This is a genomic window from Klebsiella sp. 10982 (genome assembly GCF_048589245.1).
Classification (GTDB): domain Bacteria; phylum Pseudomonadota; class Gammaproteobacteria; order Enterobacterales; family Enterobacteriaceae; genus Klebsiella; species Klebsiella quasivariicola.
In genome coordinates, this window is sequence record NZ_JBMAXV010000019.1 from 39,977 (window position 1) to 66,871 (window position 26,895).

24 protein-coding genes, 1 pseudogene and 1 other annotated feature are annotated in these 26,895 nt (G+C 57.6%); of the genes and pseudogenes, 19 read left to right on the top strand and 6 right to left on the bottom strand.

The genetic code is table 11. The features are described from left to right. Nucleotides 1-73 precede the first annotated feature (73 nt). The 3 genes from deoA to deoD all read left to right on the top strand — a co-directional run bounded on the left by deoA (nucleotide 74) and on the right by deoD (nucleotide 3,494). Complete coding sequence (deoA, locus tag ACKLKD_RS15445) at nucleotides 74-1,396, top strand: thymidine phosphorylase (protein WP_087805286.1); 1,323 nt, start codon at nucleotides 74-76, stop codon at nucleotides 1,394-1,396. Nucleotides 1,397-1,448: 52 nt separating this feature from the next. Next, nucleotides 1,449-2,672 (top strand): phosphopentomutase, encoded by a 1,224-nt coding sequence (deoB, locus tag ACKLKD_RS15450; RefSeq protein WP_025711747.1) that lies wholly within the window; start codon nucleotides 1,449-1,451, stop codon nucleotides 2,670-2,672. 102 nt (nucleotides 2,673-2,774) lie between these two features. After that, nucleotides 2,775-3,494: a purine-nucleoside phosphorylase gene (gene deoD / locus ACKLKD_RS15455; protein ID WP_002887789.1), complete on the top strand. Its 720-nt coding sequence runs from the start codon at nucleotides 2,775-2,777 to the stop codon at nucleotides 3,492-3,494. A 78-nt stretch (nucleotides 3,495-3,572) separates the two neighbouring features. Here the strand turns inward: deoD and lplA are convergent. Together lplA and ACKLKD_RS15465 are read right to left on the bottom strand one after the other, a co-directional pair. Further along, a pseudogene (gene lplA, locus ACKLKD_RS15460) lies at nucleotides 3,573-4,588 on the bottom strand (lipoate--protein ligase LplA). Then, nucleotides 4,588-5,235, bottom strand: coding sequence for a YtjB family periplasmic protein (locus ACKLKD_RS15465; RefSeq protein ID WP_012542920.1), 648 nt, complete (start codon nucleotides 5,233-5,235; stop codon nucleotides 4,588-4,590). Before ACKLKD_RS15465 ends, lplA begins: the two are co-directional and overlap by 1 nt. A gap of 104 nt (nucleotides 5,236-5,339) precedes the next feature. Between ACKLKD_RS15465 and serB the strand changes: the two genes are divergently transcribed. Genes serB through nadR form a run of 3 tightly spaced genes read left to right on the top strand, consistent with a single transcriptional unit; the run spans nucleotide 5,340 to nucleotide 8,957 of the window. Then, complete coding sequence (gene serB / locus ACKLKD_RS15470) at nucleotides 5,340-6,311, top strand: phosphoserine phosphatase (RefSeq protein ID WP_004177487.1); 972 nt, start codon at nucleotides 5,340-5,342, stop codon at nucleotides 6,309-6,311. Between the two features lie 9 nt (nucleotides 6,312-6,320). Then, nucleotides 6,321-7,703, top strand: a complete 1,383-nt coding sequence (radA, locus tag ACKLKD_RS15475) for a DNA repair protein RadA (protein WP_002887800.1) — start codon at nucleotides 6,321-6,323, stop codon at nucleotides 7,701-7,703. Nucleotides 7,704-7,724: 21 nt separating this feature from the next. Beyond that, complete coding sequence (gene nadR / locus ACKLKD_RS15480; protein WP_025711743.1) at nucleotides 7,725-8,957, top strand: multifunctional transcriptional regulator/nicotinamide-nucleotide adenylyltransferase/ribosylnicotinamide kinase NadR; 1,233 nt, start codon at nucleotides 7,725-7,727, stop codon at nucleotides 8,955-8,957. 93 nt (nucleotides 8,958-9,050) lie between these two features. Here the strand turns inward: nadR and ettA are convergent, their stop codons facing one another. Beyond that, on the bottom strand, nucleotides 9,051-10,718 hold the full coding sequence (gene ettA / locus ACKLKD_RS15485; protein ID WP_025711742.1) for an energy-dependent translational throttle protein EttA: 1,668 nt from the start codon (nucleotides 10,716-10,718) through the stop codon (nucleotides 9,051-9,053). Nucleotides 10,719-10,946: 228 nt separating this feature from the next. Between ettA and sltY the strand changes: the two genes are divergently transcribed. Next, nucleotides 10,947-12,884 (top strand): murein transglycosylase, encoded by a 1,938-nt coding sequence (sltY, locus tag ACKLKD_RS15490; protein WP_087805288.1) that lies wholly within the window; start codon nucleotides 10,947-10,949, stop codon nucleotides 12,882-12,884. 88 nt (nucleotides 12,885-12,972) lie between these two features. Continuing rightward, entirely contained in the window at nucleotides 12,973-13,302 is a 330-nt protein-coding gene (gene trpR, locus ACKLKD_RS15495; protein ID WP_025711740.1) for a trp operon repressor, read from the top strand. On the opposite strand, the gene yjjX is transcribed toward trpR, so the two are convergent. Further along, nucleotides 13,289-13,804 (bottom strand): inosine/xanthosine triphosphatase, encoded by a 516-nt coding sequence (gene yjjX, locus ACKLKD_RS15500; RefSeq protein WP_087805290.1) that lies wholly within the window; start codon nucleotides 13,802-13,804, stop codon nucleotides 13,289-13,291. The genes trpR and yjjX overlap by 14 nt on opposite strands. A 113-nt stretch (nucleotides 13,805-13,917) precedes the next feature. On the opposite strand from yjjX, the gene gpmB reads away from it, so the two are divergent. Beyond that, nucleotides 13,918-14,565, top strand: coding sequence for a 2,3-diphosphoglycerate-dependent phosphoglycerate mutase GpmB (gpmB, locus tag ACKLKD_RS15505; RefSeq protein WP_087805292.1), 648 nt, complete (start codon nucleotides 13,918-13,920; stop codon nucleotides 14,563-14,565). Here gpmB and robA read toward each other — a convergent pair. Then, entirely contained in the window at nucleotides 14,562-15,431 is an 870-nt protein-coding gene (robA, locus tag ACKLKD_RS15510; protein WP_025711737.1) for an MDR efflux pump AcrAB transcriptional activator RobA, read from the bottom strand. The two genes, gpmB and robA, sit on opposite strands and share 4 nt — an antisense overlap. Before the next feature lie 209 nt (nucleotides 15,432-15,640). On the opposite strand from robA, the gene creA reads away from it, so the two are divergent. The 4 genes from creA to creD are packed head-to-tail and all read left to right on the top strand — an operon-like array spanning nucleotide 15,641 to nucleotide 19,671. Continuing rightward, nucleotides 15,641-16,114 (top strand): protein CreA, encoded by a 474-nt coding sequence (gene creA, locus ACKLKD_RS15515; RefSeq protein ID WP_002887814.1) that lies wholly within the window; start codon nucleotides 15,641-15,643, stop codon nucleotides 16,112-16,114. A 12-nt stretch (nucleotides 16,115-16,126) separates the two neighbouring features. After that, nucleotides 16,127-16,816 carry a two-component system response regulator CreB gene (gene creB, locus ACKLKD_RS15520; RefSeq protein ID WP_080924927.1) on the top strand — a complete coding sequence of 230 codons (690 nt, stop codon included), beginning with the start codon at nucleotides 16,127-16,129 and terminating at the stop codon, nucleotides 16,814-16,816. Then, nucleotides 16,816-18,240, top strand: coding sequence for a two-component system sensor histidine kinase CreC (creC, locus tag ACKLKD_RS15525; protein WP_025711734.1), 1,425 nt, complete (start codon nucleotides 16,816-16,818; stop codon nucleotides 18,238-18,240). The genes creB and creC overlap by 1 nt, the downstream gene beginning before the upstream one ends. A 60-nt stretch (nucleotides 18,241-18,300) precedes the next feature. Beyond that, nucleotides 18,301-19,671, top strand: coding sequence for a cell envelope integrity protein CreD (creD, locus tag ACKLKD_RS15530; protein WP_165931840.1), 1,371 nt, complete (start codon nucleotides 18,301-18,303; stop codon nucleotides 19,669-19,671). 63 nt (nucleotides 19,672-19,734) lie between these two features. Here the strand turns inward: creD and arcA are convergent, their stop codons facing one another. Beyond that, nucleotides 19,735-20,451 (bottom strand): two-component system response regulator ArcA, encoded by a 717-nt coding sequence (gene arcA, locus ACKLKD_RS15535; RefSeq protein ID WP_002887843.1) that lies wholly within the window; start codon nucleotides 20,449-20,451, stop codon nucleotides 19,735-19,737. A gap of 95 nt (nucleotides 20,452-20,546) precedes the next feature. On the opposite strand from arcA, the gene yjjY reads away from it, so the two are divergent. The 6 genes from yjjY to thrC all read left to right on the top strand — a co-directional run bounded on the left by yjjY (nucleotide 20,547) and on the right by thrC (nucleotide 26,809). Continuing rightward, nucleotides 20,547-20,687 carry a protein YjjY gene (yjjY, locus tag ACKLKD_RS15540; protein ID WP_004146984.1) on the top strand — a complete coding sequence of 47 codons (141 nt, stop codon included), beginning with the start codon at nucleotides 20,547-20,549 and terminating at the stop codon, nucleotides 20,685-20,687. Nucleotides 20,688-21,083: 396 nt separating this feature from the next. Then, on the top strand, nucleotides 21,084-21,770 hold the full coding sequence (locus ACKLKD_RS15545; RefSeq protein WP_025711732.1) for a tRNA/rRNA methyltransferase: 687 nt from the start codon (nucleotides 21,084-21,086) through the stop codon (nucleotides 21,768-21,770). Nucleotides 21,771-21,981: 211 nt separating this feature from the next. After that, a complete protein-coding gene (gene thrL / locus ACKLKD_RS15550) occupies nucleotides 21,982-22,050 on the top strand; it encodes a thr operon leader peptide (RefSeq protein WP_004222578.1) in 69 nt (22 codons plus the stop codon). Continuing rightward, nucleotides 21,989-22,106, top strand: a sequence feature (Thr leader region). Its footprint overlaps the gene before it by 62 nt. A gap of 25 nt (nucleotides 22,107-22,131) precedes the next feature. Beyond that, on the top strand, nucleotides 22,132-24,594 hold the full coding sequence (thrA, locus tag ACKLKD_RS15555) for a bifunctional aspartate kinase/homoserine dehydrogenase I (protein WP_087805294.1): 2,463 nt from the start codon (nucleotides 22,132-22,134) through the stop codon (nucleotides 24,592-24,594). Nucleotide 24,595: 1 nt separating this feature from the next. After that, nucleotides 24,596-25,525 carry a homoserine kinase gene (gene thrB / locus ACKLKD_RS15560; protein ID WP_080924930.1) on the top strand — a complete coding sequence of 310 codons (930 nt, stop codon included), beginning with the start codon at nucleotides 24,596-24,598 and terminating at the stop codon, nucleotides 25,523-25,525. Between the two features lie 3 nt (nucleotides 25,526-25,528). Then, a complete protein-coding gene (thrC, locus tag ACKLKD_RS15565; protein WP_087805296.1) occupies nucleotides 25,529-26,809 on the top strand; it encodes a threonine synthase in 1,281 nt (426 codons plus the stop codon). Nucleotides 26,810-26,895 lie beyond the last annotated feature (86 nt).

A 26,895-nucleotide genomic window follows, 5' to 3' on the forward strand; every position in this document is an offset into this window, starting at 1 on the left:
CGAATGGATGCCTGTAGGCCGGATAAGGCGCTCGCGCCACCATCCGGCAATTTATTCTCTTTGGGAGGTTACCGTGTTTCTCGCACAAGAAATTATTCGTAAAAAACGTGATGGTCATGCATTAAGCGATGAAGAGATCCGCTTTTTCATCAACGGCATCCGCGACAATACTATCTCAGAAGGACAGATCGCCGCGCTGGCGATGACCATTTTCTTCCACGATATGTCTATGCCGGAGCGCGTTTCGCTGACCATGGCGATGCGGGATTCCGGTACCGTTCTGGACTGGAAAAGCCTCAACCTTAACGGTCCGATCGTCGATAAACACTCTACCGGCGGCGTTGGGGATGTCACTTCACTGATGCTGGGGCCGATGGTGGCCGCCTGCGGTGGTTACGTACCGATGATCTCCGGCCGCGGCCTCGGCCATACCGGCGGTACACTGGACAAACTGGAAGCGATCCCGGGCTTCGATATCTTCCCGGACGACAACCGCTTCCGCGAGATTATTAAAGATGTCGGCGTGGCGATTATCGGGCAGACCAGCTCGCTTGCTCCGGCCGACAAACGTTTCTATGCCACCCGCGATATTACCGCGACGGTGGACTCCATCCCGCTGATTACCGCCTCGATTCTGGCCAAGAAACTGGCGGAAGGGCTGGACGCGCTGGTGATGGACGTCAAAGTCGGCAGCGGTGCCTTTATGCCGACTTATGAACTCTCTGCCGCGCTGGCCGAAGCGATCGTGGGTGTTGCCAACGGCGCCGGCGTGCGCACCACCGCGCTGCTGACCGATATGAATCAGGTGCTGGCCTCCAGCGCCGGCAACGCCGTTGAAGTTCGCGAAGCGGTGCAGTTCCTGACCGGCGAATATCGCAACCCACGCCTGTTTGACGTCACGATGGCGCTGTGTGTGGAAATGCTGATCTCCGGCAAGCTGGCGGCGGATGACGCCGAGGCGCGCGCGAAGCTGCAGGCGGTACTGGATAACGGTAAAGCCGCGGAAGTCTTTGGCCGCATGGTGGCGGCGCAGAAAGGGCCGACCGACTTTGTCGAGAATTATGATCATTATCTGCCGACAGCGATGCTGAGCAAAGCGGTCTATGCTGATACCGAAGGTTTTATCAGCGCGATGGATACTCGCGCGCTGGGAATGGCAGTGGTTTCTATGGGCGGCGGGCGCCGTCAGGCATCAGACACCATTGACTATAGCGTTGGCTTTACCGATATGGCCCGTCTGGGTGACCGCATGGACGGACAGCGTCCGCTGGCGGTGATCCATGCCAAAGACGAGAACAGCTGGCAGGAGGCCGCGAAAGCGGTCAAAGCGGCCATTAAACTGGACGATAAAGCCCCGGAAATTACACCGACGGTCTATCGCCGTATCACTGAATAGCGATATACTGATCTGATCGCTTTTTTGCAGCGCAAGATGTATGGAGAACAAGATGAAACGTGCATTTATCATGGTGCTGGACTCCTTTGGGATTGGTGCAACGGAAGACGCAGACCGCTTTGGCGACGTCGGCGCCGATACGCTGGGCCACATTGCAGAAGCCTGCGCCAAAGGCGAGGCTGACAATGGCCGCAAAGGCCCGCTGAATTTACCGAACCTGACCCGTCTGGGGCTGGTGAAAGCGCATGAAGGTTCTACCGGTAAAATTGCCGCCGGAATGGATGGCAATGCCGACGTGATTGGCGCCTATGCCTGGGCGCATGAACTCTCTTCCGGTAAAGATACGCCGTCCGGCCACTGGGAAATCGCTGGCGTGCCAGTGCTGTTTGACTGGGGCTACTTCAGCGATCATGAAAACAGCTTCCCGCAGGAGCTGCTGGATAAGCTGGTGAAGCGTGCCAACCTGCCGGGCTACCTCGGCAACTGCCACTCTTCCGGGACGGTGATCCTCGATCAGCTCGGCGAAGAGCACATGAAAACCGGGAAACCGATTTTCTATACCTCGGCGGACTCGGTGTTCCAGATCGCCTGCCATGAAGAGACTTTCGGCCTCGACAAGCTGTATGAGCTGTGCGAAATCGCGCGCGAAGAGCTGACCGAAGGTGGCTACAACATTGGCCGCGTTATTGCCCGTCCGTTCATCGGCGATAAAGCCGGTAACTTCCAGCGTACCGGCAACCGTCACGACCTGGCGGTCGAGCCGCCGGCGCCGACCGTGCTGCAGAAGCTGGTTGACGAGAAGAACGGCCACGTGGTGTCCGTGGGTAAAATCGCCGACATCTACGCCAACTGCGGCATCACTAAGAAAGTGAAAGCCACCGGGCTGGACGCGCTGTTCGACGCGACCATCAAAGAGATGAAAGAAGCGGGCGACGAGACCATCGTCTTTACTAACTTCGTCGACTTTGACTCCTCCTGGGGTCACCGTCGTGACGTTGCCGGCTATGCAGCAGGTCTGGAGCTGTTTGACCGCCGTCTGCCGGAGCTGATGGAGCTGGTTGGAGAAGATGACATTCTGATCCTCACCGCCGACCACGGCTGCGACCCGACCTGGACCGGTACTGACCACACCCGCGAGCATATCCCGGTGCTGGTGTACGGCCCGAAAGTGAAACCAGGTTCGCTCGGTCACCGCGAAACCTTCGCCGATATCGGCCAGACTCTCGCGAAATACTTTGGTACGTCTGACATGGAATATGGCAAAGCCATGTTCTGAGGTCATTGCCCGGTGGCGCACAGCGATCCGGGCCTACGATTTGTAGGCCGGGTAAGGCGTAGCCGCCACCCGGCAAAAACAACAATGTAAAAGGAACTGAAGATGGCAACTCCACACATTAACGCAGAAATGGGCGATTTCGCTGACGTCGTGCTGATGCCGGGCGACCCGCTGCGCGCCAAGCACATTGCAGAAACCTTCCTTGAAGACGTGCGTGAAGTGAACAACGTGCGCGGCATGCTGGGCTTCACCGGCACCTATAAAGGCCGCAAAATCTCCGTGATGGGCCACGGGATGGGTATCCCGTCCTGCTCTATCTACACCAAAGAGCTGATCACCGATTTCGGCGTGAAGAAAATCATTCGCGTCGGCTCCTGCGGCGCGGTGCGTGAAGATGTCAAACTGCGTGACGTGGTGATCGGCATGGGCGCGTGCACCGACTCTAAAGTGAACCGTCTGCGTTTCAAAGACCATGATTTCGCGGCGATTGCTGATTTCGGCATGGTGCGTAACGCGGTAGACGCGGCGAAAGCGCTGGGCGTTGACGCGCGCGTCGGCAACATTTTCTCCGCTGACCTGTTCTATACGCCAGACCCGTCCATGTTTGACGTGATGGAAAAATACGGCATTCTGGGCGTGGAAATGGAAGCGGCGGGTATCTATGGCGTGGCGGCGGAGTTCGGCGCGAAAGCGCTGACCATCTGCACCGTCTCCGACCACATCCGTACCCACGAGCAGACCACTGCTGCGGAGCGTCAGACCACGTTCAACGACATGATCAAAATCGCGCTGGAATCCGTGCTGCTGGGCGATAAAGAGTAAGAGCTGTTGTGCCGGGTGGCGGCTTCGCCTGACCCGGCCTACGGTTTTCCAGGCCCGCTAAGCGCAGCGGGCTTTTTATCAGCGCACCGCGCCGGCCACCCACGCCGACAGTTGTTTCAGTTCCGCTTCCTGCTCCGGGAAATCCCCAATCAGCGCTTCACACTGCTGCTGCAAGACTTCTGCCCGATACTGACAGCCAACTAAACGAGCCGCCAGGGCCTCCAGCGGCGCCGGGTTCAGGCTATCGGTAAAGGCCTTAGCGCGGGTGATGTGGCCTTTTTCGACGTCAAAATGCAGCTCAACGCCGCCCCAGGGGAAGCGCTCGTCCAGCAGATGAGAGAAGGCCGGCGCCTGGCCGAAGTTCCACTCCCAACTACTCTGACGGCAAAGGTCTCAGCAAAATTCGGCAGATCCGGCGTGTTGTCCGGGGAGATCACCTCGGCGTCCACCCGTTCGCCGTAATGGCTGAAGAACGCTTCCTGAATGGCCTCGCAAATCTGCTGATGAGTTATGCCCGGCAGCAGCTCAACCAGGTTCGCTACACGCCCGCGCACCGAGGTGATGCCTTTGGCCTGTAGCTTTTTCTGGTCCGGGTTAAGGTAGTTAGCGAGGCGGCTTAAATCAGCATTCAGCAGCAGGGTACCGTGATGAAAACCACGGTCCATGGTCTCACGATAGGCGGAACCAGACACCTTGCGATCGCCGTTATCAGTTTTGACCACCAGATCGTTGCGCCCGGAGGCTTCAGCGGTTACGCCGAGTGAATTGAGCGCCGCCAGCACGATAGCGGTGGAGACGGTTTTATCGTACTCCGGTTTGCCCGCCATAAAAGTAAAGCAGGTATTGCCGAGGTCGTGAAATACCGCGCCGCCGCCGCTGCTGCGACGGGCCAGCCGCACGTGGTCCTCTTCCATGCGTCGGGTATTACACTCCTTCCACGGGTTCTGCGCGCGGCCGATGACCACGGTATCGGCGTTACGCCAGAGGAACAGCACCCGCTGGGTGGCGGGCATCTGGCGGAAAATACACTCCTCGACCGCCAGGTTGAACCATGGGTCGTAAGAGTCAGAGAGCAGGAGGCGCAATGTGGACATTATAGATTTCCTTTCTTTTCATCGTCTTCATCCTCAACCGGCTTGTTGGCGGTGAGCAGGAAGGGCGATTGCTGCCAGCGGGTGCGTTTGCCCTGCAGCAGCGTGCGGGTCAGCACCACGCCGATCGCCAGGGACAGTAACAGCATCAGGCGTAAGATATTGGTGGTATTATCCACCTGCTTCGCCTCGGTCGCCAGGGTATGAGTATCGAGGGTCAGACGCAGGTAGCCCAGCGGACCGTTTTTTCCCGGAACCGGCTCGACAATCTGCTGGTTGAAGTAGCCGCCGGCTTTTTTGCCATCCAGCGCCAGCCGGTCGCGAACCTCGACGCTTTCGCCAGAGCGTGCCACTAGATCGCCCTGTTCGTCATACACGCCGGCGTCCAGTACGCGGCTGTTATGGGTCAGCTGTGTCAACAGTTGATTAATGCGCTTCTCGTCCGGTGTTTCGCTGCGCATCAGCGGCACGAGATTCAGCACCACCTGCTGCGCCAGCGTGCGGGCCAGCTCTTCCAGCTGCGGATTGCGTTGTTTCTGACTGTTCTGGCTGAACCACGAGGCGCCCTGCATCAGTGCGACGAGCAGGGCCAGACAGATAAGAACAATGACCGCACGATGCAGCCGGAATTTCAGTTTTGCGCGAACCATATTCCACCTTTGAAAATTTGCAGCTTAATGTTGCCAGAAGCGCTGGTTACAAGGTAGCCTCATGCGTTATTTTCCTCGCCTGAATGAAGAGATGTGGAGCCGTAATGCCTAACAGTTTGACCTGGTGCGACCTGCCCGAAGACGTTTCCCTGTGGCCTGGGTTGCCGCTTTCCCTGAGCGGCGATGAGGTCATGCCGCTGGATTATCACGCCGGGCGCAGCGGCTGGCTGCTGTATGGTCGTGGGCTGGATAAACGTCGGCTGACGGCGTGGCAGCGTGAGCTGGGCGCCGCGTTAGTGATCGTCGCCTCCTGGGTAGTCGAGGATTACCAGGTGATCCGCCTGGCGGGGTCGCTTACCCCGCGTGCGACGCGACTGGCGCATGAGGCGGGGCTGGACGTCGCGCCACTGGGTAAAATTCCCCATCTGCGCACCCCAGGGCTACTGGTGATGGACATGGACTCCACGGCGATCCAGATCGAATGCATTGATGAGATCGCGAAGCTGGCCGGCACCGGCGAGCTGGTCTCGGAAGTGACCGAGCGGGCGATGCGCGGGGAGCTGGACTTCACCGCCAGCCTGCGCCAGCGCGTGGCGACGCTGAAAGATGCGGATGCCAGTATTTTGCTGCAGGTGCGCGACGCGCTGCCGCTGATGCCGGGCCTGGCACAGCTGGTGCTCAAGCTGGAAACGTTAGGCTGGAAAGTGGCCATCGCCTCCGGCGGCTTCACCTTCTTTGCAGAGTACCTGCGCGACAAGCTGCATCTCGACGCGGTATTCGCCAATGAGCTGGAGATCCGCGACGGCAAGCTCACCGGCAACGTGCTCGGCGATATCGTCGATGCGAAATATAAAGCCAATACGTTGCGCAAGCTGGCGGAAAAGTATGAGATCCCAACGGCACAAACCGTGGCTATCGGTGATGGCGCCAACGACCTGCCGATGATTAAGGCGGCAGGCCTCGGCATTGCCTATCACGCGAAGCCCAAAGTGAATGAACAGGCGGAAGTGACTATCCGCCACGCTGATCTGATGGGGGTATTCTGTATTCTCTCGGGCAGCATGAACCAAAAGTAAGAGGTAAACGTGGCGAAAGCTCCAAAACGCGCATTTGTCTGTAATGAATGTGGTGCGGATTATCCGCGCTGGCAGGGGCAGTGCAGCGCCTGCCATGCCTGGAACACCATCACCGAGATGCGCATCGCCGCGTCGCCGCAGGTGGCGAGAAACGAGCGTCTTTCAGGCTATGCCGGTAACGCCGGCGTGTCGAAGGTGCAGAAGCTGTCAGATATCAGCCTGGAGGCGCTGCCGCGCTTTTCCACCGGCTTTAAAGAGTTTGACCGCGTGCTGGGCGGCGGCGTAGTGCCGGGCAGCGCGATCCTGATTGGCGGCAACCCCGGTGCGGGGAAATCGACGCTGCTACTGCAAACCCTCTGCAAACTGGCGGAGGGGATGAAAACGCTGTACGTCACCGGGGAGGAGTCCCTGCAGCAGGTGGCGATGCGCGCCCATCGTCTCGGGTTGCCGACGGCCAACCTGAATATGCTCTCAGAAACCAGCATTGAGCAGATCTGCCAGATCGCCGATGAAGAAAAGCCGCAGCTGATGGTCATCGACTCCATTCAGGTGATGCATATGGCCGACGTGCAGTCGTCGCCGGGCAGCGTCGCCCAGGTACGTGAAACTGCGGCCTATCTGACGCGCTTTGCCAAAACTCGCGGCGTGGCGATTGTGATGGTCGGCCACGTCACCAAAGACGGTTCGCTGGCCGGTCCGAAGGTGCTGGAGCACTGTATCGACTGCTCGGTGCTGCTGGACGGCGATGCCGATTCCCGTTTCCGCACGTTACGTAGCCACAAAAACCGCTTTGGTGCGGTCAATGAACTCGGCGTTTTCGCCATGACCGAGCAGGGCCTGCGCGAAGTCAGCAACCCCTCCGCTATCTTCCTCAGCCGGGGAGATGAAATCACCTCCGGCAGTTCGGTGATGGTGGTCTGGGAAGGGACTCGTCCGCTGCTGGTGGAGATCCAGGCGCTGGTGGATCACTCGATGATGTCCAATCCGCGCCGCGTGGCGGTGGGGCTGGAACAGAACCGTTTGGCGATCCTGCTGGCGGTGCTGCATCGTCACGGCGGCCTGCAGATGGCCGATCAGGACGTCTTCGTCAACGTGGTCGGCGGGGTGAAGGTCACGGAAACCAGCGCCGATCTGGCGCTGCTGCTGGCGATGGTTTCCAGCCTGCGCGACCGTCCGCTGCCGCAGGATCTGGTGGTCTTTGGCGAAGTGGGCCTGGCGGGCGAAATTCGTCCGGTGCCGAGCGGCCAGGAACGTATCTCGGAAGCGGCGAAGCACGGTTTCCGCCGCGCCATCGTCCCGGCGGCCAATGTGCCGAAAAAAGTACCGGAAGGCATGCAAATCTTTGGTGTGAAAAAGCTTTCAGACGCGCTAAGCGTTTTTGACGACTTATAATAAGTTAAAAGGAGATTAGCGATGTCGTCATTTGATTATTTAAAAAGCGCCATTAAGCAGAAAGGCTGTACCCTGCAGCAGGTGGCGGAAGCCAGCGGAATGACTAAGGGGTATCTCAGCCAGCTGCTGAATGCCAAAATCAAAAGCCCGAGCGCGCAGAAGCTTGAAGCGCTGCATCGTTTTCTCGGGCTGGAGTTTCCCCGTCGGCAGAAAAGCGTCGGGGTGGTGTTTGGTAAGTTTTACCCGCTGCATACCGGGCATATCTATCTGATACAGCGCGCCTGTAGCCAGGTCGACGAGCTGCATATCATTATGGGCTATGACGATACCCGCGACCGCGAGCTATTTGAAGAGAGCGCCATGTCGCAGCAGCCGACGGTGCCTGACCGCCTGCGCTGGCTGCTGCAGACCTTTAAATATCAGAAGAATATTCGCATCCACGCCTTCAATGAAGAGGGGATGGAGCCCTATCCGCACGGCTGGGATGTCTGGAGCCATGGGATCCGCGCGTTCATGAGTGAAAAAGGGATCGAGCCGAACCGGATCTATACCTCGGAAGAGGCCGATGCGCCGCAATACCTTGAGCATCTGGGGATCGAGACGGTGCTTATCGATCCTAAGCGGACCTTTATGAATATTAGCGGCGGGCAGATCCGCGAGAACCCATTCCGCTACTGGGAATATATTCCGACGGAAGTGAAACCGTTCTTTGTGCGGACGGTGGCGATCCTCGGCGGCGAGTCGAGCGGTAAATCGACGCTGGTCAATAAGCTCGCCAATATCTTCAACACCACCAGCGCCTGGGAGTATGGCCGCGATTATGTCTTTTCGCATCTCGGCGGCGATGAGATGGCGCTCCAGTATTCGGATTACGATAAAATTGCCCTCGGGCATGCGCAGTATATTGATTTTGCAGTGAAATACGCCAACAAGGTGGCGTTTATCGATACCGACTTCGTCAGCACTCAGGCCTTCTGCCTGAAGTACGAGGGGCGTGAGCACCCGTTCGTGCAGGCGCTGATTGATGAATACCGTTTCGACCTGGTGATCCTGCTGGAGAACAATACCCCGTGGGTGGCCGATGGACTGCGCAGTCTTGGAAGTTCGGTGGATCGTAAAGAGTTTCAGTCGCTGCTGGTGTCGCTGCTGAAAGAGAACGAGATCGAATTTGTCCATGTTAAAGAGTCAGACTACGATTCGCGCTTCCTGCGCTGCGTTGAGCTGGTGAAGCAGCTGATGGGCGAGCAGGGGTAGGTCCTCTGCGGCCTGTAGCCCTCACCCCGACCCTCTCCCAATGGGAGAGGGAGCAAACATTAAAAAAGGCAACTTGTGTTGCCTTTTTGCATTTTATTTTGAGATACGTTTGTACTTGATTCGCTTCGGCTCCAGCGCATCGGCGCCGAGGGTGCGTTTCTTGTACTCTTCGTACTCGGTAAAGTTACCTTCGAAGAACTCAACCTTACCTTCATCCTGATAATCCAGAATGTGGGTGGCGATACGGTCAAGGAACCAGCGGTCATGCGAGATAACCATCGCGCAGCCCGGGAACTCCAGCAGGGCGTTTTCCAGCGCGCGCAGGGTTTCGATATCCAGGTCGTTGGTTGGTTCATCGAGCAGCAGGACGTTACCGCCGACCTGCAGCAGTTTCGCCAGGTGCAGACGACCGCGTTCACCGCCGGACAGCTCGCCAACGCGTTTACCCTGGTCGACGCCTTTAAAGTTAAAGCGGCCCACGTAGGCGCGGCTCGGCATCTCGGTGTTGCCGATCTTCATGATATCCAGGCCGCCGGAGACCTCTTCCCACACGGTCTTGCTGTTGTCCATCGCGTCGCGGAACTGATCGACGGAGGCCAGCTTAACGGTATCACCCAGGGTGATGGTGCCGGAATCAGGCTGTTCCTGGCCAGACATCATGCGGAACAGGGTGGATTTACCCGCGCCGTTCGGACCGATGATGCCGACGATAGCGCCTTTCGGTACCGAGAAGCTCAGATCGTCGATCAGCACGCGGTCGCCGTAGGATTTGCGCAGGTGGCTGACTTCCAGAACCTTATCGCCCAGACGTGGGCCTGGCGGAATGAACAGTTCGTTGGTCTCGTTACGTTTCTGGTATTCGACGTTGTTAAGCTCTTCAAAGCGCGCCAGACGGGCTTTGCCCTTGGACTGACGGCCTTTTGCGCCCTGGCGAACCCACTCGAGCTCTTTCTCGATTGATTTGCGGCGTGCGGCTTCCTGAGAAGCTTCCTGCGCCAGACGCTGATCTTTCTGCTCCAGCCAGGAGGAGTAGTTGCCTTCCCACGGAATACCTTCGCCGCGGTCAAGTTCGAGGATCCAGCCGGCGACGTTATCGAGGAAGTAACGGTCGTGGGTAATCGCCACCACGGTGCCTTCGAAATCGTGCAGGAAGCGTTCCAGCCAGGCGACGGACTCGGCGTCCAGGTGGTTAGTCGGTTCATCGAGCAGCAGCATATCTGGTTTTTCCAGCAGCAGGCGGCACAGCGCGACGCGGCGGCGTTCACCACCGGAAAGATTCGCGATTTTCGCATCCCAGTCCGGCAGGCGCAGGGCATCGGCCGCGCGCTCCAGCTGGACGTTCAGGTTGTGGCCGTCGTGCGCCTGGATAATCTCTTCGAACTTGCCTTGCTGGGCGGCAAGCTTATCGAAGTCCGCATCCGGCTCGGCGTATTTGGCATACACTTCGTCCAGACCCTTCAGCGCGTTAACCACTTCGGCGACCGCTTCTTCAACGGACTCGCGCACGGTGTGCTCCGGGTTGAGCTGCGGCTCCTGCGGCAGGTAGCCGATTTTGATGCCAGGCTGCGGACGCGCTTCACCTTCGATCTCGGTGTCGATACCGGCCATGATGCGCAGCAGGGTAGACTTACCGGCGCCGTTCAGACCGAGCACACCGATTTTCGCGCCAGGGAAGAAGCTGAGGGAGATATTTTTCAAAATATGACGTTTCGGCGGAACCACTTTGCCGACACGATGCATGGTATAAACGAATTGAGCCACGTTGGACTTCGCCTCTTTCTATTTTGATAGATAGTTCAAAGCCGAAGTGTAGCCTTTTTCGCGCGCTAATCCCAGCGAGGCGACAGGATTCACAGAAGCGTAAAAAAATGTCCAGGACATGGCGCGTTTAGCGTTGTCTGATTAGCATAAGTAAAGCTGCCTGCCGAACCGGCGGGGGCTTTTAAGCGGCACGATGCTGCGAAAATGCACCGGAAAGAGGAAGAGCTTGTGGAAAAAGCCAAAAAAATGGCGTGGCATCTTTTGGCTGCCAGCGTTGGTCTGTTGACGTTGAGTCAGCTGGCGCATGCGGATTCACTGGATGAACAGCGCAGCCGCTACGCACAAATTAAACAGGCGTGGGATAACCGGCAGATGGATGTGGTCGACCAGCTGATGCCCACGTTAAGCACCTATCCCCTGTATCCCTATTTGCAGTACCGGCAGATCACCGACGATCTGATGAACCAGCCGGCGCTGGTGGTAAAAAACTTTATTGACGCCAATCCGACGCTGCCGCCGGCGCGATCGTTACGTTCGCGCTTCGTGAATGAACTGGCCCGGCGCAGCGACTGGCGCGGCTTGCTGGCGTTTAGCCCCGATAAGCCGACCAGCACCGAGGCGCAGTGCAACTATTACTACGCCAAGCTGAGCGTGGGGCAGTCACAGGAGGCCTGGAGCGGGGCGAAAGACCTGTGGCTGACGGGCAAGAACCAGCCTGGCGCCTGTGAGCCGCTGTTCAGCGCCTGGCGCGACTCCGGCCAACAGGATCCGCTGGCCTATCTCGAACGAATCCGCCTGGCGATGAAGGCCGGCAACATCGGGCTGGTCAGATCGCTGGCCCAGCAGATGCCCGGTAACTATCAGAGCATCGCTTCCGCCGTCGTCGCCCTGGCTAACGATCCGAACAGCGTTCTGACTTTCGCCCGCACCACCGGGGCGACGGACTTTACCCGCCAGATGGCCGCCGTCGCCTTCGCCAGCGTCGCCCGTCAGGATGTGGAAAATGCTCGCCTGATGATCCCTTCGTTGGTGCAGGCTCAGCAGCTCAACGAGGATCAAACTCAGGAGCTACGTGATATTGTCGCCTGGCGCCTGATGGGTACCGATGTAACCGAAGAGCAGGCTATCTGGCGCGATGACGCGATTATGCGCTCACAGTCCACGCCGCTGGTGGAGCGGCGCGTGCGGATGGCGCTGGGGACAGGCGATCGCCATGGCCTCAACACCTGGCTGGCGCGCCTGCCGATGGAGGCGAAAGAGAAAGACGAATGGCGTTACTGGCAGGCGGATCTGCTGCTTGAGCGCGGCAGGGATGAGGAAGCACAGGCGATCCTCCGGTCGTTGATGCAGCAGCGGGGGTTCTACCCGATGGTCGCCGCGCAGCGTCTTGGCGAGGAGTATACCTTCCGCATCGACAAAGCCTCAGGCACGATCGACCCGGCGCTGGCTTCCGGGCCGGAGATGGCGCGAGTGCGTGAGCTGATGTACTGGAATATGGATAACACCGCGCGCACCGAATGGGCGAACCTGGTCACCAGTCGCACCAAATCCCAGCAGGCGCAGCTGGCGCGCTATGCCTTTGATCAGCACTGGTGGGATCTGAGCGTGCAGGCGACGATCGCCGGTAAGCTGTGGGATCAGCTGGAAGAGCGTTTCCCACTGGCCTATAACGATCTGTTTGCCCGCTACGTTAGCGGCAAAGATATTCCGCAGAGCTATGCGATGGCGATTGCGCGTCAGGAGAGCGCCTGGAACCCGAAAGTCCGCTCACCGGTCGGCGCCAGCGGACTGATGCAGATTATGCCGGGCACCGCGACGCATACCGTCAGCATGTTCAGCATTCCCGGCTACAGCGGCCCGTCGCAGCTGTTGGATCCGGAAACCAACATCAACATCGGCACCAGCTATCTGCAGTACGTCTATCAGCAGTTCGGCAATAACCGTATCTATGCGTCGGCGGCCTATAACGCCGGGCCGGGCAGGGTAAGGACCTGGCAGGGGAACAGCGCTGGCCGGATTGATGCGGTGGCGTTTGTCGAGAGTATTCCGTTCTCGGAAACCCGCGGCTACGTGAAGAATGTCCTCTCCTATGACGCCTACTATCGCTACTTTATGGGGCAGCAGGATAAGCTGTTCAGCGATGCGGAGTGGCGCCAGCGTTACTGATCGCCGGGAAGTATGTTATGCTTTGTACTCGTTGAAGAGTACATTCGACGGGCAGCGTAAGCTGCCCGTCTCAATATGGTGGCGCGATATGACCCAACAATCTCCCTATTCCGCGGCCGTTGCCGAACAACGTCATCAGGAGTGGCTGCGTTTTGTGGCGCTGTTGCAGCAGGCCTACGCCGAGGATCTGCATTTGCCGTTGCTGCAGCTGATGCTGACCCCCGACGAGCGCGAAGCGCTGGGCACCCGGGTGCGGATTATCGAAGAGCTGCTGCGTGGCGAGATGAGCCAACGCGAGCTGAAAAATGAGCTCGGCGCCGGAATTGCGACCATTACCCGCGGGTCGAACAGCCTGAAATCGGCGCCGGTTGAACTGCGCCAGTGGCTGGAGCAGACGCTGCTGACTAGCGATAAATAGCGTTGTGGAACGGACTTAACGCCAGTACAACCGCCTGATGATACACGCTGCTGCGGGTCAATTTGCCGGCGGTGAAAACCCCAATCGCTCCCTCTTTACGACCAATCTGATCGATGCCGGTATACTGCGACATGACCGGCCCGAGGGCTTCGCCAGCGCGAACCTGCTTAAGAATGACCTCAGGCAACGGCAGGGTGGCTGAGCGCGCTTCTCCGCGCCGATCTGCGCTTTCGATGACCACCCAGCTAAAGGTGCTGCCATCGTCGATACCGGCTTCGATGGCCACCCAGAAATCGGCATGGGGCTGAGCGATACGCGCATTGGCGACGCGATTTCGTGCGCCAGCGCGCGTTTCCTCGCTGCCAAAGGGCTGTTCCGGCACGCCGCTCTCGACGGAGACGGACTCAATGTGGCAGGATCCTTCGCCGAAAATCTCGTCAAAAGCCTGCAGAATTGCCTGAATTTTGGCGGGATTAGTGGTCGCTGAGACAACATGGTGCATAATCAAAACAACTCAGAATAAACTAACGTCATCGCAGTATACTCTAAATCACCCTCAGGTCAGGCGGTAATGCCCAATCGCGGTTGATAGCGAGTCCAGAACGGAAAAAAAGCATGTTACAGGTATACCTTGTTCGCCACGGTGAAACGCAGTGGAACGCCGAGCGACGTATTCAGGGTCAGTCCGACAGCCCGCTGACCGCACATGGTGAGCGCCAGGCCTGGCAGGTTGGCGAGCGCGCCAGAACGCTGGGGATCACCCATATCATTACCAGCGATCTGGGACGAACCCGTCGTACCGCAGAGATTATCGCCGAAGCCTGCGGCTGCAGCGTGATCGCCGATGCGCGTCTGCGCGAGCTGGATATGGGAGTGCTGGAGAAGCGCCATATCGACTCGCTCAGCGAAGAAGAAGAAGGCTGGCGCCGCCAGCTGGTCAATGGTACGCCGGATGGTCGTATTCCGCAGGGTGAATCGATGCAGGAGCTTAGCGAACGTATGCATGCGGCGCTGGCATCCTGTCTGGATTTACCGGACGGTAGCCGACCGTTACTGGTGAGTCACGGTATCGCGCTGGGCTGCCTGGTGAGCACGATTTTAGGACTGCCGGCATACGCCGAGCGTCGTCTGCGTTTGCGCAACTGCTCAATCTCGCGTGTCGACTATCAGCAAAGCCCGTGGCTGGCTTCTGGTTGGGTGGTGGAAACGGCGGGCGACGTCTCGCATCTGGACGCCCCCGCGATGGACGAGCTGCAGCGTTAACGACGGATCGGGATCAGATACTCGCAGCGCAACTGAATCGGCGTTGCCTGATCCCGGCTGTCATCTTCGGGGTAGAAGCGTTCAATATCCAGCCCTTTGCGACGCGTCAGGTTCAGCATCGGCATGCAGGTGCCGTAGACCGTCAGGATGAACTCCTGCAGGCCGGTGCCCAGTCCTTCATACGTAAACATGACGTACTCGCCACCCTCCAGGGTGACCGGGTGGGCGTTCTGCAAATGGCCGTTAGCCATCTCCGGCGTCAGCGCGGTGGTATAAAATACTTCCTGTTCGTCGTCTTTCTCCAGGCTCGGACGCGGTTCATGTAGCCCGTAGAGCACCGGGGGGATCGACGGCGAGTTGCCGAGGAAGTCACGCCAGAACTGGACCCGCATCTGATTACGGAAATCCGAGATCTCTTCGAGCTTACAGGTATAACTCTGGGTGACACCAAGCAAATGCGTGGCAGGCAGCGTGACAAATTCATGTTTCGGTAGCGTGAACTCGCCAAGACGCAGCGGTGGACGCATACCGAATGAGCTCCAGTCCGGCGAGCGGCGGTAAAGCGCCGGCGTTAGCGAAAACTGTTTTTTAAACGCCCGGGTGAAGGTCTGCTGTGAGTCGAACCGGTACTGAAGCGCGATATCGAGGATTGGACGGGCAGTAAGACGTAATGCGACAGCAGATTTTGATAACCGGCGCGCGCGAATATAGGCACCGATGGCGTGGCCAGTGACATCCTTAAACATTCGCTGTAAGTGCCACTTGGAATAACCCGCCTTCGCCGCCACATTGTCCAGTGAAAGCGGCTGATCCAGGTGACCTTCCAGCCAGCTCAGGAGATCGCGAATAATCCCTGCTTGATCCATAAAATGTCCCCATCCTTAAACACAGGTGCCTGATATTAAAGTAGCGGATAATAGCATTTTTTGATGTTTTAGCATTCAGTGTTTTTTTTGCTTTTAAATGCGGTAGGTCAGTGGAACTGAACGATAATTTTGTAAAGCTGTGATCTATAAACCTTTTCCGCTAAGTGCGTGATAATCACTCAGCTATATTTTTTAATAATGGTAACAATATGAAATACAAGAAGTTTGCGATGGGGCTGCTGCTGCTGGCCGGCAGCCAGCTGGCTCAGGCAGAGCAGATTGGTTCTGTGGATACGGTGTTCAAATGGTTAGGGCCGGATCACAAAATTGTCGTCGAAGCCTTTGACGACCCGGATGTGCAGAACGTGACCTGCTATATCAGCCGGGCGAAAACCGGTGGCATCAAAGGCGGGCTGGGTCTGGCGGAAGATACCTCCGACGCGGCGATTTCCTGCCAGCAGGTTGGGCCGATTGAGCTGACGGACAAAATCAAAAACGGCAAAAGTCAGGGCGACGTCGTTTTCCAGAAGCGCACCTCGCTGGTGTTTAAAAAACTGCAGGTCGTGCGTTTCTATGATGCGAAGCGCAATGCGCTGGTCTACCTGACCTATTCAGATAAAGTGGTTGATGGTTCGCCGAAGAATGCCATCAGCGCCGTGCCGATCATGCCATGGAATAAATAAACGGGAGCGCGCATGCAGCAGCCACGGATTTGGTTAGTTGAGGATGAACAGAGTATCGCGGATACCCTGGTTTATATGCTGCAGCAGGAGGGCTTTGAGGTTACCGTTTTTGGCCGCGGATTGCCCGCGCTGGAGGCGGCGGTGCATCAGGCGCCCGATGTCGCCATCCTCGACGTCGGCTTGCCGGATATCAGCGGCTTTGAGCTCTGTCGGCGCCTGCTGACGCGTTATCCGGCGCTGCCGGTGCTGTTTTTGACGGCGCGTAGCGACGAGGTCGATAAGCTGCTGGGACTGGAAATCGGCGCTGACGATTACATCGCCAAGCCGTTTTCACCGCGCGAAGTCTGCGCGCGGGTGCGAAGCGTGCTGCGGCGGTTGCAGAAGTTTGCTGCGCCATCGCTGGTGGTACGCGTTGGCGAGTTTGTACTCGATGAGCAGGCGGCGACGATAAGCTGGTTTGGCCAGCCGCTGAACCTGACGCGCTACGAATTTCTGCTGTTGAAAACCCTGTTGCAGGCGCCCGGTCGCGTCTTCTCCCGTCAGCAGCTAATGGAGCTGGTGTGGAGCGATGCCTGGGAAAGCCTTGACCGCACCGTCGATACCCATATCAAAACCCTGCGCGCCAAGCTGCGGGCCGTGAACCCTGAGATCGCGCCAATCAATACCCATCGCGGCATGGGCTACAGTCTGGGGCGTGGCTGATGCGCATCGGTATGCGCCTGCTGCTGGGCTATTTTCTTATTGTCGCGATCGCCGCGTGGTTTGTGCTGTCGATCTTTGTTCAGGAAGTGAAACCGGGCGTGCGCCGGGCGACAGAGGGAACCCTCAACGATACCGCCACCTTGCTGGCAGCGCTGGCGCGTGACGATCTGCTGGCGGCAAACCCGCAGCAGGGCCGGCTGGCTGAGGCCTTTCACCAGCTTAACCAGCAGCCGCTCAACGCCAATATCGGCGGGATTAAAAAGGTGCGTAATGAGTACCGTGTCTATCTGACCGATGCTCAGGGCAAAGTGGTGTTTGACTCCAGCGGACAGGCAACAGGCCAGGACTATTCGCGCTGGAACGACGTCTGGCTCACCCTGCGCGGCCAGTACGGCGCACGCAGTACGCGCAGCGATCCGCATGACGAAACCAGCTCGGTGATGTATATCGCCGCGCCGGTGATGGATCAGGGGCGAATTATCGGCGTGCTGAGCGTTGGTAAACCCAACCTGGCGATGACGCCGGTCATTAAGCGCAGCGAGCGGCGTATCCTCTGGGCGGGTGGCGCACTGCTGGGCATTGCGCTGCTGATCGGCTGCGGCGTTGTCTGGTGGATTAATTTTTCTATTGGCAAGCTGGTGCGCTATGCGGACTCGGTGACCGCTGAGCGCCCGCTGCCGCTGCCGGAGGTGGGCAGCAGCGAACTGCGCAAGCTGGCGCAGGCCCTGGAGAGCATGCGGGTGAAGCTTGAGGGCAAAAATGCCATCGAAAACTATGTCTATGACCTGACTCACGAGCTGAAGAGCCCGCTGGCGGCCATCCGCGGCGCGGCGGAGATCCTGCGCGAAGGGCCGCCGCCTGAGGTGGCGGCGCGGTTTACCGCCACTATCCTCGCGCAGAACACCCGAATGCAACTGTTGGTGGAGCAGTTACTCCAGCAGGCGCGGCTGGAAAACCGACTGGAGATAAAGCAGCAGCCGGTGTCGATAGATGCGCTATACCAACGCCTGGCGGAAGAGCGCGACGTCCCCCTGACGACAAAAGCTATCACGCTACGCTGGCAGAGAAGCGGAATAACGGTGAATGGCGATGATGATCTGCTGGCCCAGGCGCTGGGCAATCTGCTCGATAACGCGATTGATTTTACCCCGCACGGCGGCGAGATCGCTCTGACGGCGGAGAAGCGAAATGAAGAAGTGCAACTGAGCGTCACGGATAATGGATGCGGTATTCCGGACTATGCCCTGGCGCGGATCTTTGATCGCTTCTATTCGTTGCCGCGTGAAGATGGCCACAAGAGCAGCGGCTTTGGGCTGGCATTTGTTCGTGAAGTGGCGCGTCTGCATCAGGGCGATATCCGTTTGCATAATCGCCCTGAAGGCGGCGTGGTCGCCACGCTACGACTTCACCGTCCCTTCACATAACTTCAAATTCTCCCCATATAGCCGCCCTATCGTAAGTCCATCATGATAGGGAGAAAGGCTATGTTGAAATCACCGTTATTTTGGAAAATCAGTACCTTATTAGGTTGCGTGCTGTTGTTGTCCTTGCCGTTAATGATGGTCAGGGAGCTTATAAATGAGCGGGCGGATTATCGCAGCGAAGTGGTGGAGGCCATCGAGCAGAGTACCAGCGGCTCGCAAAAACTTGCCGGGCCGCTGATCGCCATTCCGGTGACCGAGACGCTGTCCCGCATGGAGAACCAAAAAGAGGTCGACTATCAGCGGAGCTGGGTGTACTACTGGCTGCCGGAGTCGCTGCCGGAGTCGCTGGCGGTTAACGGCGAACAGACCGTGGAGTCGAGACGGGTAGGGATCTACAGCGGTCAGGTCTGGCATAACACCCTGCAGATTAAGGCTACGTTCGATCCGCTGCGTCTGGCGACGCTGAGAAAAAAGAATATCGTCTTAGGCGAGCCGCGGCTGGTGGTGAGCGTCGGTGATGCTCGTGGGATAGGCGCTATTCATGCCCCGGAAGTCAACGGCACCGTATTAAGCGTGGAGCCAGGGTTGGGGATAAGCGGCGATGGTGCGGGGATCCATATGCCGATGCCCGCGCTGGCGGAGGACAACAAGCCGCTTGAGATCGCTTTCTCCCTCGATTTGAACGGGACGGGAGAATTTTCGCTGGTGCCACTCGGGCGCAACAGCGAGCTGCAACTGAGCAGTAACTGGCCGCATCCCGGCTTTCTCGGCAGCTTCCTGCCAACGAAACGGGAAGTGAATGCTGCCGGCTATCGCGCCCACTGGCAAAGCAGCTGGTTTGCCAACGACATGGGCAGCTATTTCAAGGATGATATGGAGATCCCGTGGTTGCGGCTTCCGGCGTTCAGTGCTGATGTAATGTCGCTTGCCGACCAGTATCAGCTAACCGATCGGGCGACAAAATATGCCATTCTGTTGATCGGACTGACATTTATGGCTTTTTTCGTGTTCGAGAGCCTGACCCGTCGCCCCCTGCATCCGATGCAATATTTGCTGGTAGGATTATCGTTGGTACTGTTTTACCTGGTGCTGCTGGCGCTCTCAGAGCACGTGGGGTTTACCGCTGCCTGGCTGGCGGCCAGCTTGTCCGGCGCAGTGATGAACGGGGTCTACTTACAGGCGGTGCTCAGAGGATGGCGCAATAGTTTGCTGTTTGTCGCCGCGTTACTGTTGCTGGATGGGGTCATGTGGTTTTTGCTGCATTCTGAGGACAGCGCGCTGCTGCTGGGCACTGGCGTGCTGGCGCTGGCGCTGAGCGCCCTGATGTTTTTGACCCGCCGCGTGGACTGGTATGCACTATCGTTGCCGAAAGGCACTACGCCTCCGCCGCCCGCTACCGATGACGACAAGCTGCGTCTCTGGAAAGAGTGACGGTATAAAAAAACGGCGCCCTGAGGGCGCCGTTTTTACATCATGGCTGCGAAATAAAACGTATTATTCCTGCAGGTCGCCACAGAAACGGTAGCCTTCACCGTGGATGGTGGCGATGATTTCCGGAGTATCCGGAGTGGATTCGAAGTGTTTACGAATCCGACGAATGGTCACGTCAACGGTACGGTCATGCGGCTTCAGCTCGCGACCGGTCATTTTCTTCAGCAGCTCGGCACGAGACTGAATTTTGCCCGGATTTTCGCAGAAGTGCAGCATTGCGCGGAACTCACTGCGCGGCAGCTTGTACTGCTCGCCGTTCGGGCTCACCAGGGAACGGCTGTTGATATCGAGTTCCCAGCCATTGAACTTGTAGCTTTCCACGCTACGGCGCTCTTCGCTCACGGTACCGAGGTTCATGGTACGGGAGAGCAGGTTACGTGCGCGGATAGTCAGTTCACGCGGGTTAAACGGTTTAGTGATATAGTCGTCAGCGCCGATTTCGAGGCCAAGGATCTTATCCACTTCGTTGTCGCGGCCAGTTAAGAACATCAGCGCGACGTCAGCCTGCTCGCGCAGTTCGCGAGCCAGCAGAAGACCATTTTTACCCGGCAGGTTGATATCCATGATCACCAGGTTGATATCATTTTCAGAGAGGATCTGATGCATTTCCGCGCCATCGGTCGCTTCGAATACATCGTAACCTTCTGCTTCGAAAATACTTTTTAACGTGTTGCGTGTTACCAACTCGTCTTCAACGATAAGAATGTGCGGGGTCTGCATGTTTGCTACCTAAATTGCCAACTAAATCGAAACAGGAAGTACCAAAGTCCCTGACCTGCCTGCTGCATGTCGCAAATTAACATGCGCGGCGTAACATGACTAAAGTACGTAATTGCGTTCTTGATGCACTTTCCATCAACGTCAACAACATCATTAGCTTGGTCGTGGGTACTTTCCCTCTGGACCCGACGGTGTCAAAAACGGCTGACATCCTAACCATTTTAACAGCAACATAACAGGCTAAGAGAGGCCGAACACCCAATAAAACTACGCTTCGTTGACATATATCAAGTTCAATTGTAGCACGTTAACAGTCTTGTGAAATCATTGCATCGTCATGCTCTTTATAGTCACAATCCTTACCCAGCTCAACTAGTTGCGTGGATAAATTAATAAATACACTGAATCCAACGTGAGAAACGATGCATAAGATGAAATTTCATTGCCCATCATATGGATAAATGGGTTCTGTTAACATACTCCTTGTGCTGGCCTCTTGAGAACAGTTTAGATTTTTTTATGGATAAGAAAACGCAATTTTAGTGATTTTTGTTGCAAATTTGTAAATTTTCACCGCGTAAAATGGGGAGCATAGTGCCTCAATAACGCCTGAGAGAGAGAAAGAAACCGCAATGCGTTTAACGATCATTTTAGTCGGACCCGCGCGGGCCGAGAACGTCGGCGCCGCTGCCAGGGCAATGAAAACCATGGGATTTCGCGATCTAAGGATTGTGGACAGTGAGGCCCATCTGGCGCCGGCGGCACGCTGGGTGGCGCACGGCTCAGGCGACATCCTCGATGGCATCACCACGTACCCTACCCTTGCCGAGGCGCTGCACGACGTCGATTTTACCGTCGCCACTACCGCCCGCAGCCGCGCACGTTTTCACTATTACGCCACGCCGCAGCAGCTGTTGCCGCTGCTGCAAGAGAAGGCGCAGTGGATGAACCATACTGCACTGGTGTTTGGCCGTGAAGACGCCGGATTGACCAACGAGGAGCTGGCGCTGGCTGATGTACTCACCGGCGTGCCGATGGTGGCAGATTATCCATCGCTGAATCTCGGCCAGTCGGTGATGGTCTACTGTTATCAATTAGCATCACTTATGCAACAATCGGCACCGTCCGCCAATGCGGCAGACCATCATCAACTGCAGGCGTTACGAACTCGTACCCTGGCATTACTTTCGCGTTTGGGCGTGGAGGATGATGCCAAACTGGCCGATTGGTTGTCGCAACGAATGGGACTTCTGCAGCAGCGCGACACGGCAATGTTGCATCGTTTGCTGCATGATATTGAAAAAAACCTCTCAGAATAAAGTTCTGTCATAATTTTTAATTATGGTTTTGTGTGCTGTTTTTTAAGGCGATATTCCGCCGATCTGGATGTTTTTTCTTGCCGCAGCGGGGCAATACGTAAGCCGGCTGAAATGGGGGTAATTGAGAAATTCATTGACTTAAGACGGCAGATACTTTAACCAATATAGGCAGGACACACAGACAGATAAAAATACAGAGTACACAACATCCATGAATCGCATCGGCATGATTACCACCATTATCACCACCACCATTACCACAGGTAACGGTGCGGGCTGACGCGTACAGGAAACACAGAAAAAAGCCCGCACCTGAACAGTGCGGGCTTTTTTTTTGACAAGAGATCAAGGGGTAAGAACCATGCGAGTGTTGAAGTTCGGCGGTACATCAGTGGCAAATGCGGAACGGTTTCTGCGGGTTGCCGATATTCTGGAGAGTAATGCCAGGCAGGGGCAGGTAGCGACCGTACTATCTGCCCCGGCGAAGATCACCAACCACCTGGTGGCGATGATTGAAAAAACTATCGGTGGCCAGGATGCCCTCCCGAATATTGCCGACGCGGAACGCATTTTTGCCGAACTTCTTCAGGGTCTTGCCGATGCCCAGCCCGCTTTCCCGCTTGCCCAACTGAAAGCCTTCGTTGAGCAGGAATTTGCTCAGATTAAGCATGTTCTGCACGGCATCAGCCTGCTGGGCCAGTGTCCGGATGGGGTTAATGCCGCGCTGATCTGCCGTGGCGAAAAGCTCTCCATCGCCATCATGGCAGGCCTGCTGGAAGCCCGTGGTCATAAAGTCAGTGTGATTAACCCGGTCGAAAAACTGCTCGCGGTGGGCCACTATCTGGAATCCACCGTCGATATCGCCGAATCCACCCGCCGGATTGCCGCCAGCCAGATCCCGGCAGACCATATGATCCTGATGGCCGGATTTACCGCCGGCAATGAGAAGGGCGAGTTGGTGGTACTGGGCCGCAACGGCTCCGACTATTCGGCTGCGGTACTGGCCGCCTGCCTGCGCGCCGACTGCTGTGAAATCTGGACCGATGTCGACGGGGTGTACACCTGTGACCCGCGCCAGGTACCGGATGCGCGCCTGCTGAAATCGATGTCTTATCAGGAGGCAATGGAGCTCTCTTACTTTGGCGCGAAAGTACTGCACCCGCGCACTATCGCCCCTATCGCCCAGTTTCAGATCCCATGCCTGATTAAAAATACCGGCAACCCGCAGGCCCCGGGAACGCTTATCGGCGCCAGCCGCGACGAAGATGACCTGCCGGTGAAAGGCATCTCAAATCTCAACAACATGGCGATGTTCAACGTCTCCGGACCGGGGATGAAGGGTATGGTCGGCATGGCGGCCCGCGTCTTCGCGACCATGTCCCGCGCCGGTATCTCAGTGGTGTTGATCACGCAATCCTCTTCCGAATACAGCATCAGTTTCTGCGTGCCGCAGAGCGACTGCGCGCGTGCTAAACGGGCGATGGAAGATGAGTTTTATCTGGAGCTGAAAGAGGGGTTGCTGGAGCCGCTGGCCATTATGGAACGTCTGGCGATCATCTCCGTGGTAGGCGATGGAATGCGTACCCTGCGCGGTATCTCGGCGAAATTTTTTGCCGCGCTGGCCCGCGCCAATATCAATATCGTGGCGATTGCCCAGGGCTCTTCCGAGCGCTCTATTTCGGTGGTGGTCAGCAATGATGACGCCACCACCGGCGTGCGCGTGACCCACCAGATGCTGTTCAACACCGACCAGGTGATCGAAGTGTTTGTCATCGGCGTCGGCGGCGTCGGCGGCGCGCTGCTGGAGCAGATTAAACGCCAGCAGGGCTGGCTGAAGAATAAACATATCGATCTGCGGGTCTGCGGTGTAGCCAATTCTCAGGCGCTGCTGACCAGTGTGCATGGCCTGAATCTGGAGAACTGGAGTGAAGCGCTGGCCGAGGCGAAAGAGCCGTTTAATCTTGGCCGCTTGATCCGCCTGGTGAAAGAGTACCATCTGCTGAACCCGGTGATCGTCGACTGTACCTCCAGTCAGGCGGTCGCCGATCAGTACGCCGACTTCCTTCGCGAAGGTTTCCATGTGGTGACGCCGAACAAAAAGGCCAACACCTCTTCGCTGGATTATTACCACCAGCTGCGTCATGCGGCCAGCAGCTCGCGGCGTAAGTTCCTCTATGACACTAACGTTGGCGCGGGCCTGCCGGTTATTGAGAACCTGCAGAACCTGCTTAACGCCGGCGATGAGCTGCGCCACTTTTCCGGGATCCTTTCGGGTTCCCTGTCGTTTATTTTCGGCAAGCTGGACGAGGGTGTAAGTTTCTCTGCGGCGACGGCGCTGGCCCGTGAGATGGGGTATACCGAGCCGGATCCGCGTGACGATTTATCCGGGGTGGATGTCGCGCGTAAGCTGCTGATCCTGGCCCGTGAGACCGGGCGTGAACTGGAGCTGTCGGATATTATCGTTGAGTCGGTGTTGCCGCCGGACTTCGATGCCAGCGGCGATGTCGAAGCCTTTATGGCCCGGCTGCCGTCGCTGGACGATGGGTTCGCCTCGCGGGTTGCTAAGGCGCGGGATGAAGGTAAAGTCTTGCGCTACGTCGGTAACATCGAAGAGGATGGGACCTGCCGGGTAAAAATTGCCGCGGTTGACGGCAACGATCCGTTGTTCAAAGTCAAAAATGGTGAGAACGCGCTGGCCTTTTACAGCCACTATTATCAGCCATTGCCGCTGGTGCTGCGCGGCTATGGTGCCGGGAACGACGTCACGGCGGCCGGCGTATTCGCCGACCTGCTGCGCACCTTGTCCTGGAAGTTAGGAGTTTAAGATGGTCAAAGTATATGCCCCGGCTTCCAGTGCCAATATGAGCGTCGGGTTTGATGTGTTGGGCGCGGCGGTTACGCCGGTCGATGGCACGCTGTTGGGCGATAACGTCACCGTCGAAGCGGCGGAGCAATTTAGCCTGCAGAATCTGGGTCGTTTCGCCAGCAAACTGCCGACCGTGCCGCAGGAGAATATTGTTTACCAGTGCTGGGAAAGTTTTTGCCGGGAAATTGGTAAGACGGTACCGGTCGCGATGACGCTGGAAAAAAACATGCCGATCGGCTCCGGGCTGGGATCCAGCGCCTGCTCGGTGGTCGCTGCGCTGGTGGCCATGAACGAGTTCTGTGGTAAGCCGCTCAACGAGACGCGCATGCTGGCGCTGATGGGAGAGATGGAAGGGCGTATCTCCGGCAGCATTCACTACGACAACGTAGCGCCGTGCTATCTTGGCGGTATGCAGTTGATGATCGAAGAGAACGGGATTATTAGCCAGCAGGTGCCCGGGTTTGATGAGTGGTTGTGGGTGCTGGCTTACCCGGGGATTAAAGTCTCCACCGCCGAGGCGCGGGCGATTCTGCCGGCGCAGTACCGCCGCCAGGATTGTATCGCCCATGGCCGCCACCTCGCGGGCTTTATTCATGCCTGCTATACCCGCCAGCCGCAGCTGGCGGCAAAATTGATGAAAGATGTCATTGCCGAACCGTACCGAACCAAACTGCTGCCGGGTTTCAGCGAAGCGCGTCAGGCGGCAATGGAGATAGGTGCCCAGGCTTGCGGTATCTCCGGCTCTGGCCCGACGCTGTTCGCGTTGTGCGATAAACCGGAAACCGCGCAGCGCGTCGCCGACTGGCTTGGCGCGCACTATCTGCAGAATCAGGAAGGCTTTGTTCATATTTGCCGGCTGGACACGGCGGGCGCACGCGTAGTGGGATAACCAATGAAACTGTATAACTTAAAAGATCACAACGAGCAGGTCAGCTTTGCGCAGGCCGTCACCCAGGGACTTGGCAAGCATCAGGGTCTGTTCTTTCCGCACGATCTGCCGGAATTCAGCCTGACTGAAATCGACGACATGCTGGCGCAGGACTTTGTCACCCGCAGCGCCAAAATTTTATCGGCCTTTATCGGCAATGAGATCCCGCAGGACGTTCTGCAGCAGCGGGTGCGCGCGGCGTTTGCCTTTCCGGCGCCGGTAAGCAAGGTGCAGGACGATGTCGGCTGCCTGGAGCTGTTCCATGGCCCGACCCTGGCGTTCAAGGACTTCGGCGGCCGCTTTATGGCGCAGATGTTGACCCACATCGCGGGCGATAAGCCGGTCACCATCCTTACCGCGACCTCTGGCGATACCGGCGCGGCCGTGGCGCATGCTTTCTACGGTCTGCCGAACGTCAAAGTGGTTATCCTCTATCCGCGCGGCAAGATCAGTCCACTGCAGGAGAAGCTGTTCTGTACCCTCGGCGGCAACATTGAAACCGTGGCGATTGATGGCGACTTTGATGCCTGTCAGGCGCTGGTGAAGCAGGCGTTTGACGATGAGGAACTGAAGGTCGCGCTGGGGCTTAACTCGGCTAACTCCATCAACATCAGCCGCCTGCTGGCGCAGATCTGCTACTACTTCGAAGCGGTGGCGCAACTGCCGCAGGAAGCCCGCAATCAGCTGGTGATTTCCGTGCCAAGCGGTAACTTCGGCGATCTGACCGCCGGTCTGCTGGCGAAATCGCTGGGTCTGCCGATCAAGCGCTTTATCGCTGCCACCAATGCTAACGACACCGTTCCCCGCTATCTGCAGGGCGGCGAGTGGGCGCCAAAAGCCACTCAGGCGACGCTGTCCAACGCCATGGACGTCAGCCAGCCGAACAACTGGCCGCGCGTTGAAGAGCTGTTCCGCCGTAAAATCTGGCGCCTGAGCGAGCTGGGCTATGCCGCGGTCGATGATGAGACGACCAAAGCGGCAATGCGCGAGCTGAAGGACATTGGCTACATCTCTGAACCGCATGCGGCAATTGCCTGGCGCGCGCTGCGCGATCAGCTGCAGCCGGGAGAGTACGGCCTGTTCCTCGGCACCGCCCATCCGGCGAAATTCAAAGAGAGCGTGGAGGAGATCCTGCAGGAGACTCTGCCGCTGCCGAAAGAGCTGGCCGACCGCGCCGACCTGCCGCTGCTGTCTCACAACCTGTCGGCGGATTTCGCCGCGCTGCGCAAGCTGATGATGGGCTAAGTCTGGCGATATGATTGAGCAAACCGGGCGAACGTTGCCCGGTTTTTTATATTCACCATCCCTGTCGAAACAGGTTATTTCCTGCC

Excerpts from the sequence above, each read along its gene's own strand:
- deoB (WP_025711747.1), top strand. The coding sequence starts at position 1,449 with ATGAAACGTGCATTTATCATGGTGCTGGACTCCTTTGGGATTGGTGCA.
- deoD (WP_002887789.1), top strand. The coding sequence starts at position 2,775 with ATGGCAACTCCACACATTAACGCAGAAATGGGCGATTTCGCTGACGTC.
- ACKLKD_RS15465 (WP_012542920.1), bottom strand. The coding sequence starts at position 5,235 with ATGGTTCGCGCAAAACTGAAATTCCGGCTGCATCGTGCGGTCATTGTT.
- serB (WP_004177487.1), top strand. The coding sequence starts at position 5,340 with ATGCCTAACAGTTTGACCTGGTGCGACCTGCCCGAAGACGTTTCCCTG.
- nadR (WP_025711743.1), top strand. The coding sequence starts at position 7,725 with ATGTCGTCATTTGATTATTTAAAAAGCGCCATTAAGCAGAAAGGCTGT.
- trpR (WP_025711740.1), top strand. The coding sequence starts at position 12,973 with ATGACCCAACAATCTCCCTATTCCGCGGCCGTTGCCGAACAACGTCAT.
- yjjX (WP_087805290.1), bottom strand. The coding sequence starts at position 13,804 with ATGCACCATGTTGTCTCAGCGACCACTAATCCCGCCAAAATTCAGGCA.
- gpmB (WP_087805292.1), top strand. The coding sequence starts at position 13,918 with ATGTTACAGGTATACCTTGTTCGCCACGGTGAAACGCAGTGGAACGCC.
- robA (WP_025711737.1), bottom strand. The coding sequence starts at position 15,431 with ATGGATCAAGCAGGGATTATTCGCGATCTCCTGAGCTGGCTGGAAGGT.
- creA (WP_002887814.1), top strand. The coding sequence starts at position 15,641 with ATGAAATACAAGAAGTTTGCGATGGGGCTGCTGCTGCTGGCCGGCAGC.
- creB (WP_080924927.1), top strand. The coding sequence starts at position 16,127 with ATGCAGCAGCCACGGATTTGGTTAGTTGAGGATGAACAGAGTATCGCG.
- creC (WP_025711734.1), top strand. The coding sequence starts at position 16,816 with ATGCGCATCGGTATGCGCCTGCTGCTGGGCTATTTTCTTATTGTCGCG.
- creD (WP_165931840.1), top strand. The coding sequence starts at position 18,301 with ATGTTGAAATCACCGTTATTTTGGAAAATCAGTACCTTATTAGGTTGC.
- arcA (WP_002887843.1), bottom strand. The coding sequence starts at position 20,451 with ATGCAGACCCCGCACATTCTTATCGTTGAAGACGAGTTGGTAACACGC.
- yjjY (WP_004146984.1), top strand. The coding sequence starts at position 20,547 with ATGACTAAAGTACGTAATTGCGTTCTTGATGCACTTTCCATCAACGTC.
- ACKLKD_RS15545 (WP_025711732.1), top strand. The coding sequence starts at position 21,084 with ATGCGTTTAACGATCATTTTAGTCGGACCCGCGCGGGCCGAGAACGTC.
- thrA (WP_087805294.1), top strand. The coding sequence starts at position 22,132 with ATGCGAGTGTTGAAGTTCGGCGGTACATCAGTGGCAAATGCGGAACGG.
- thrB (WP_080924930.1), top strand. The coding sequence starts at position 24,596 with ATGGTCAAAGTATATGCCCCGGCTTCCAGTGCCAATATGAGCGTCGGG.
- thrC (WP_087805296.1), top strand. The coding sequence starts at position 25,529 with ATGAAACTGTATAACTTAAAAGATCACAACGAGCAGGTCAGCTTTGCG.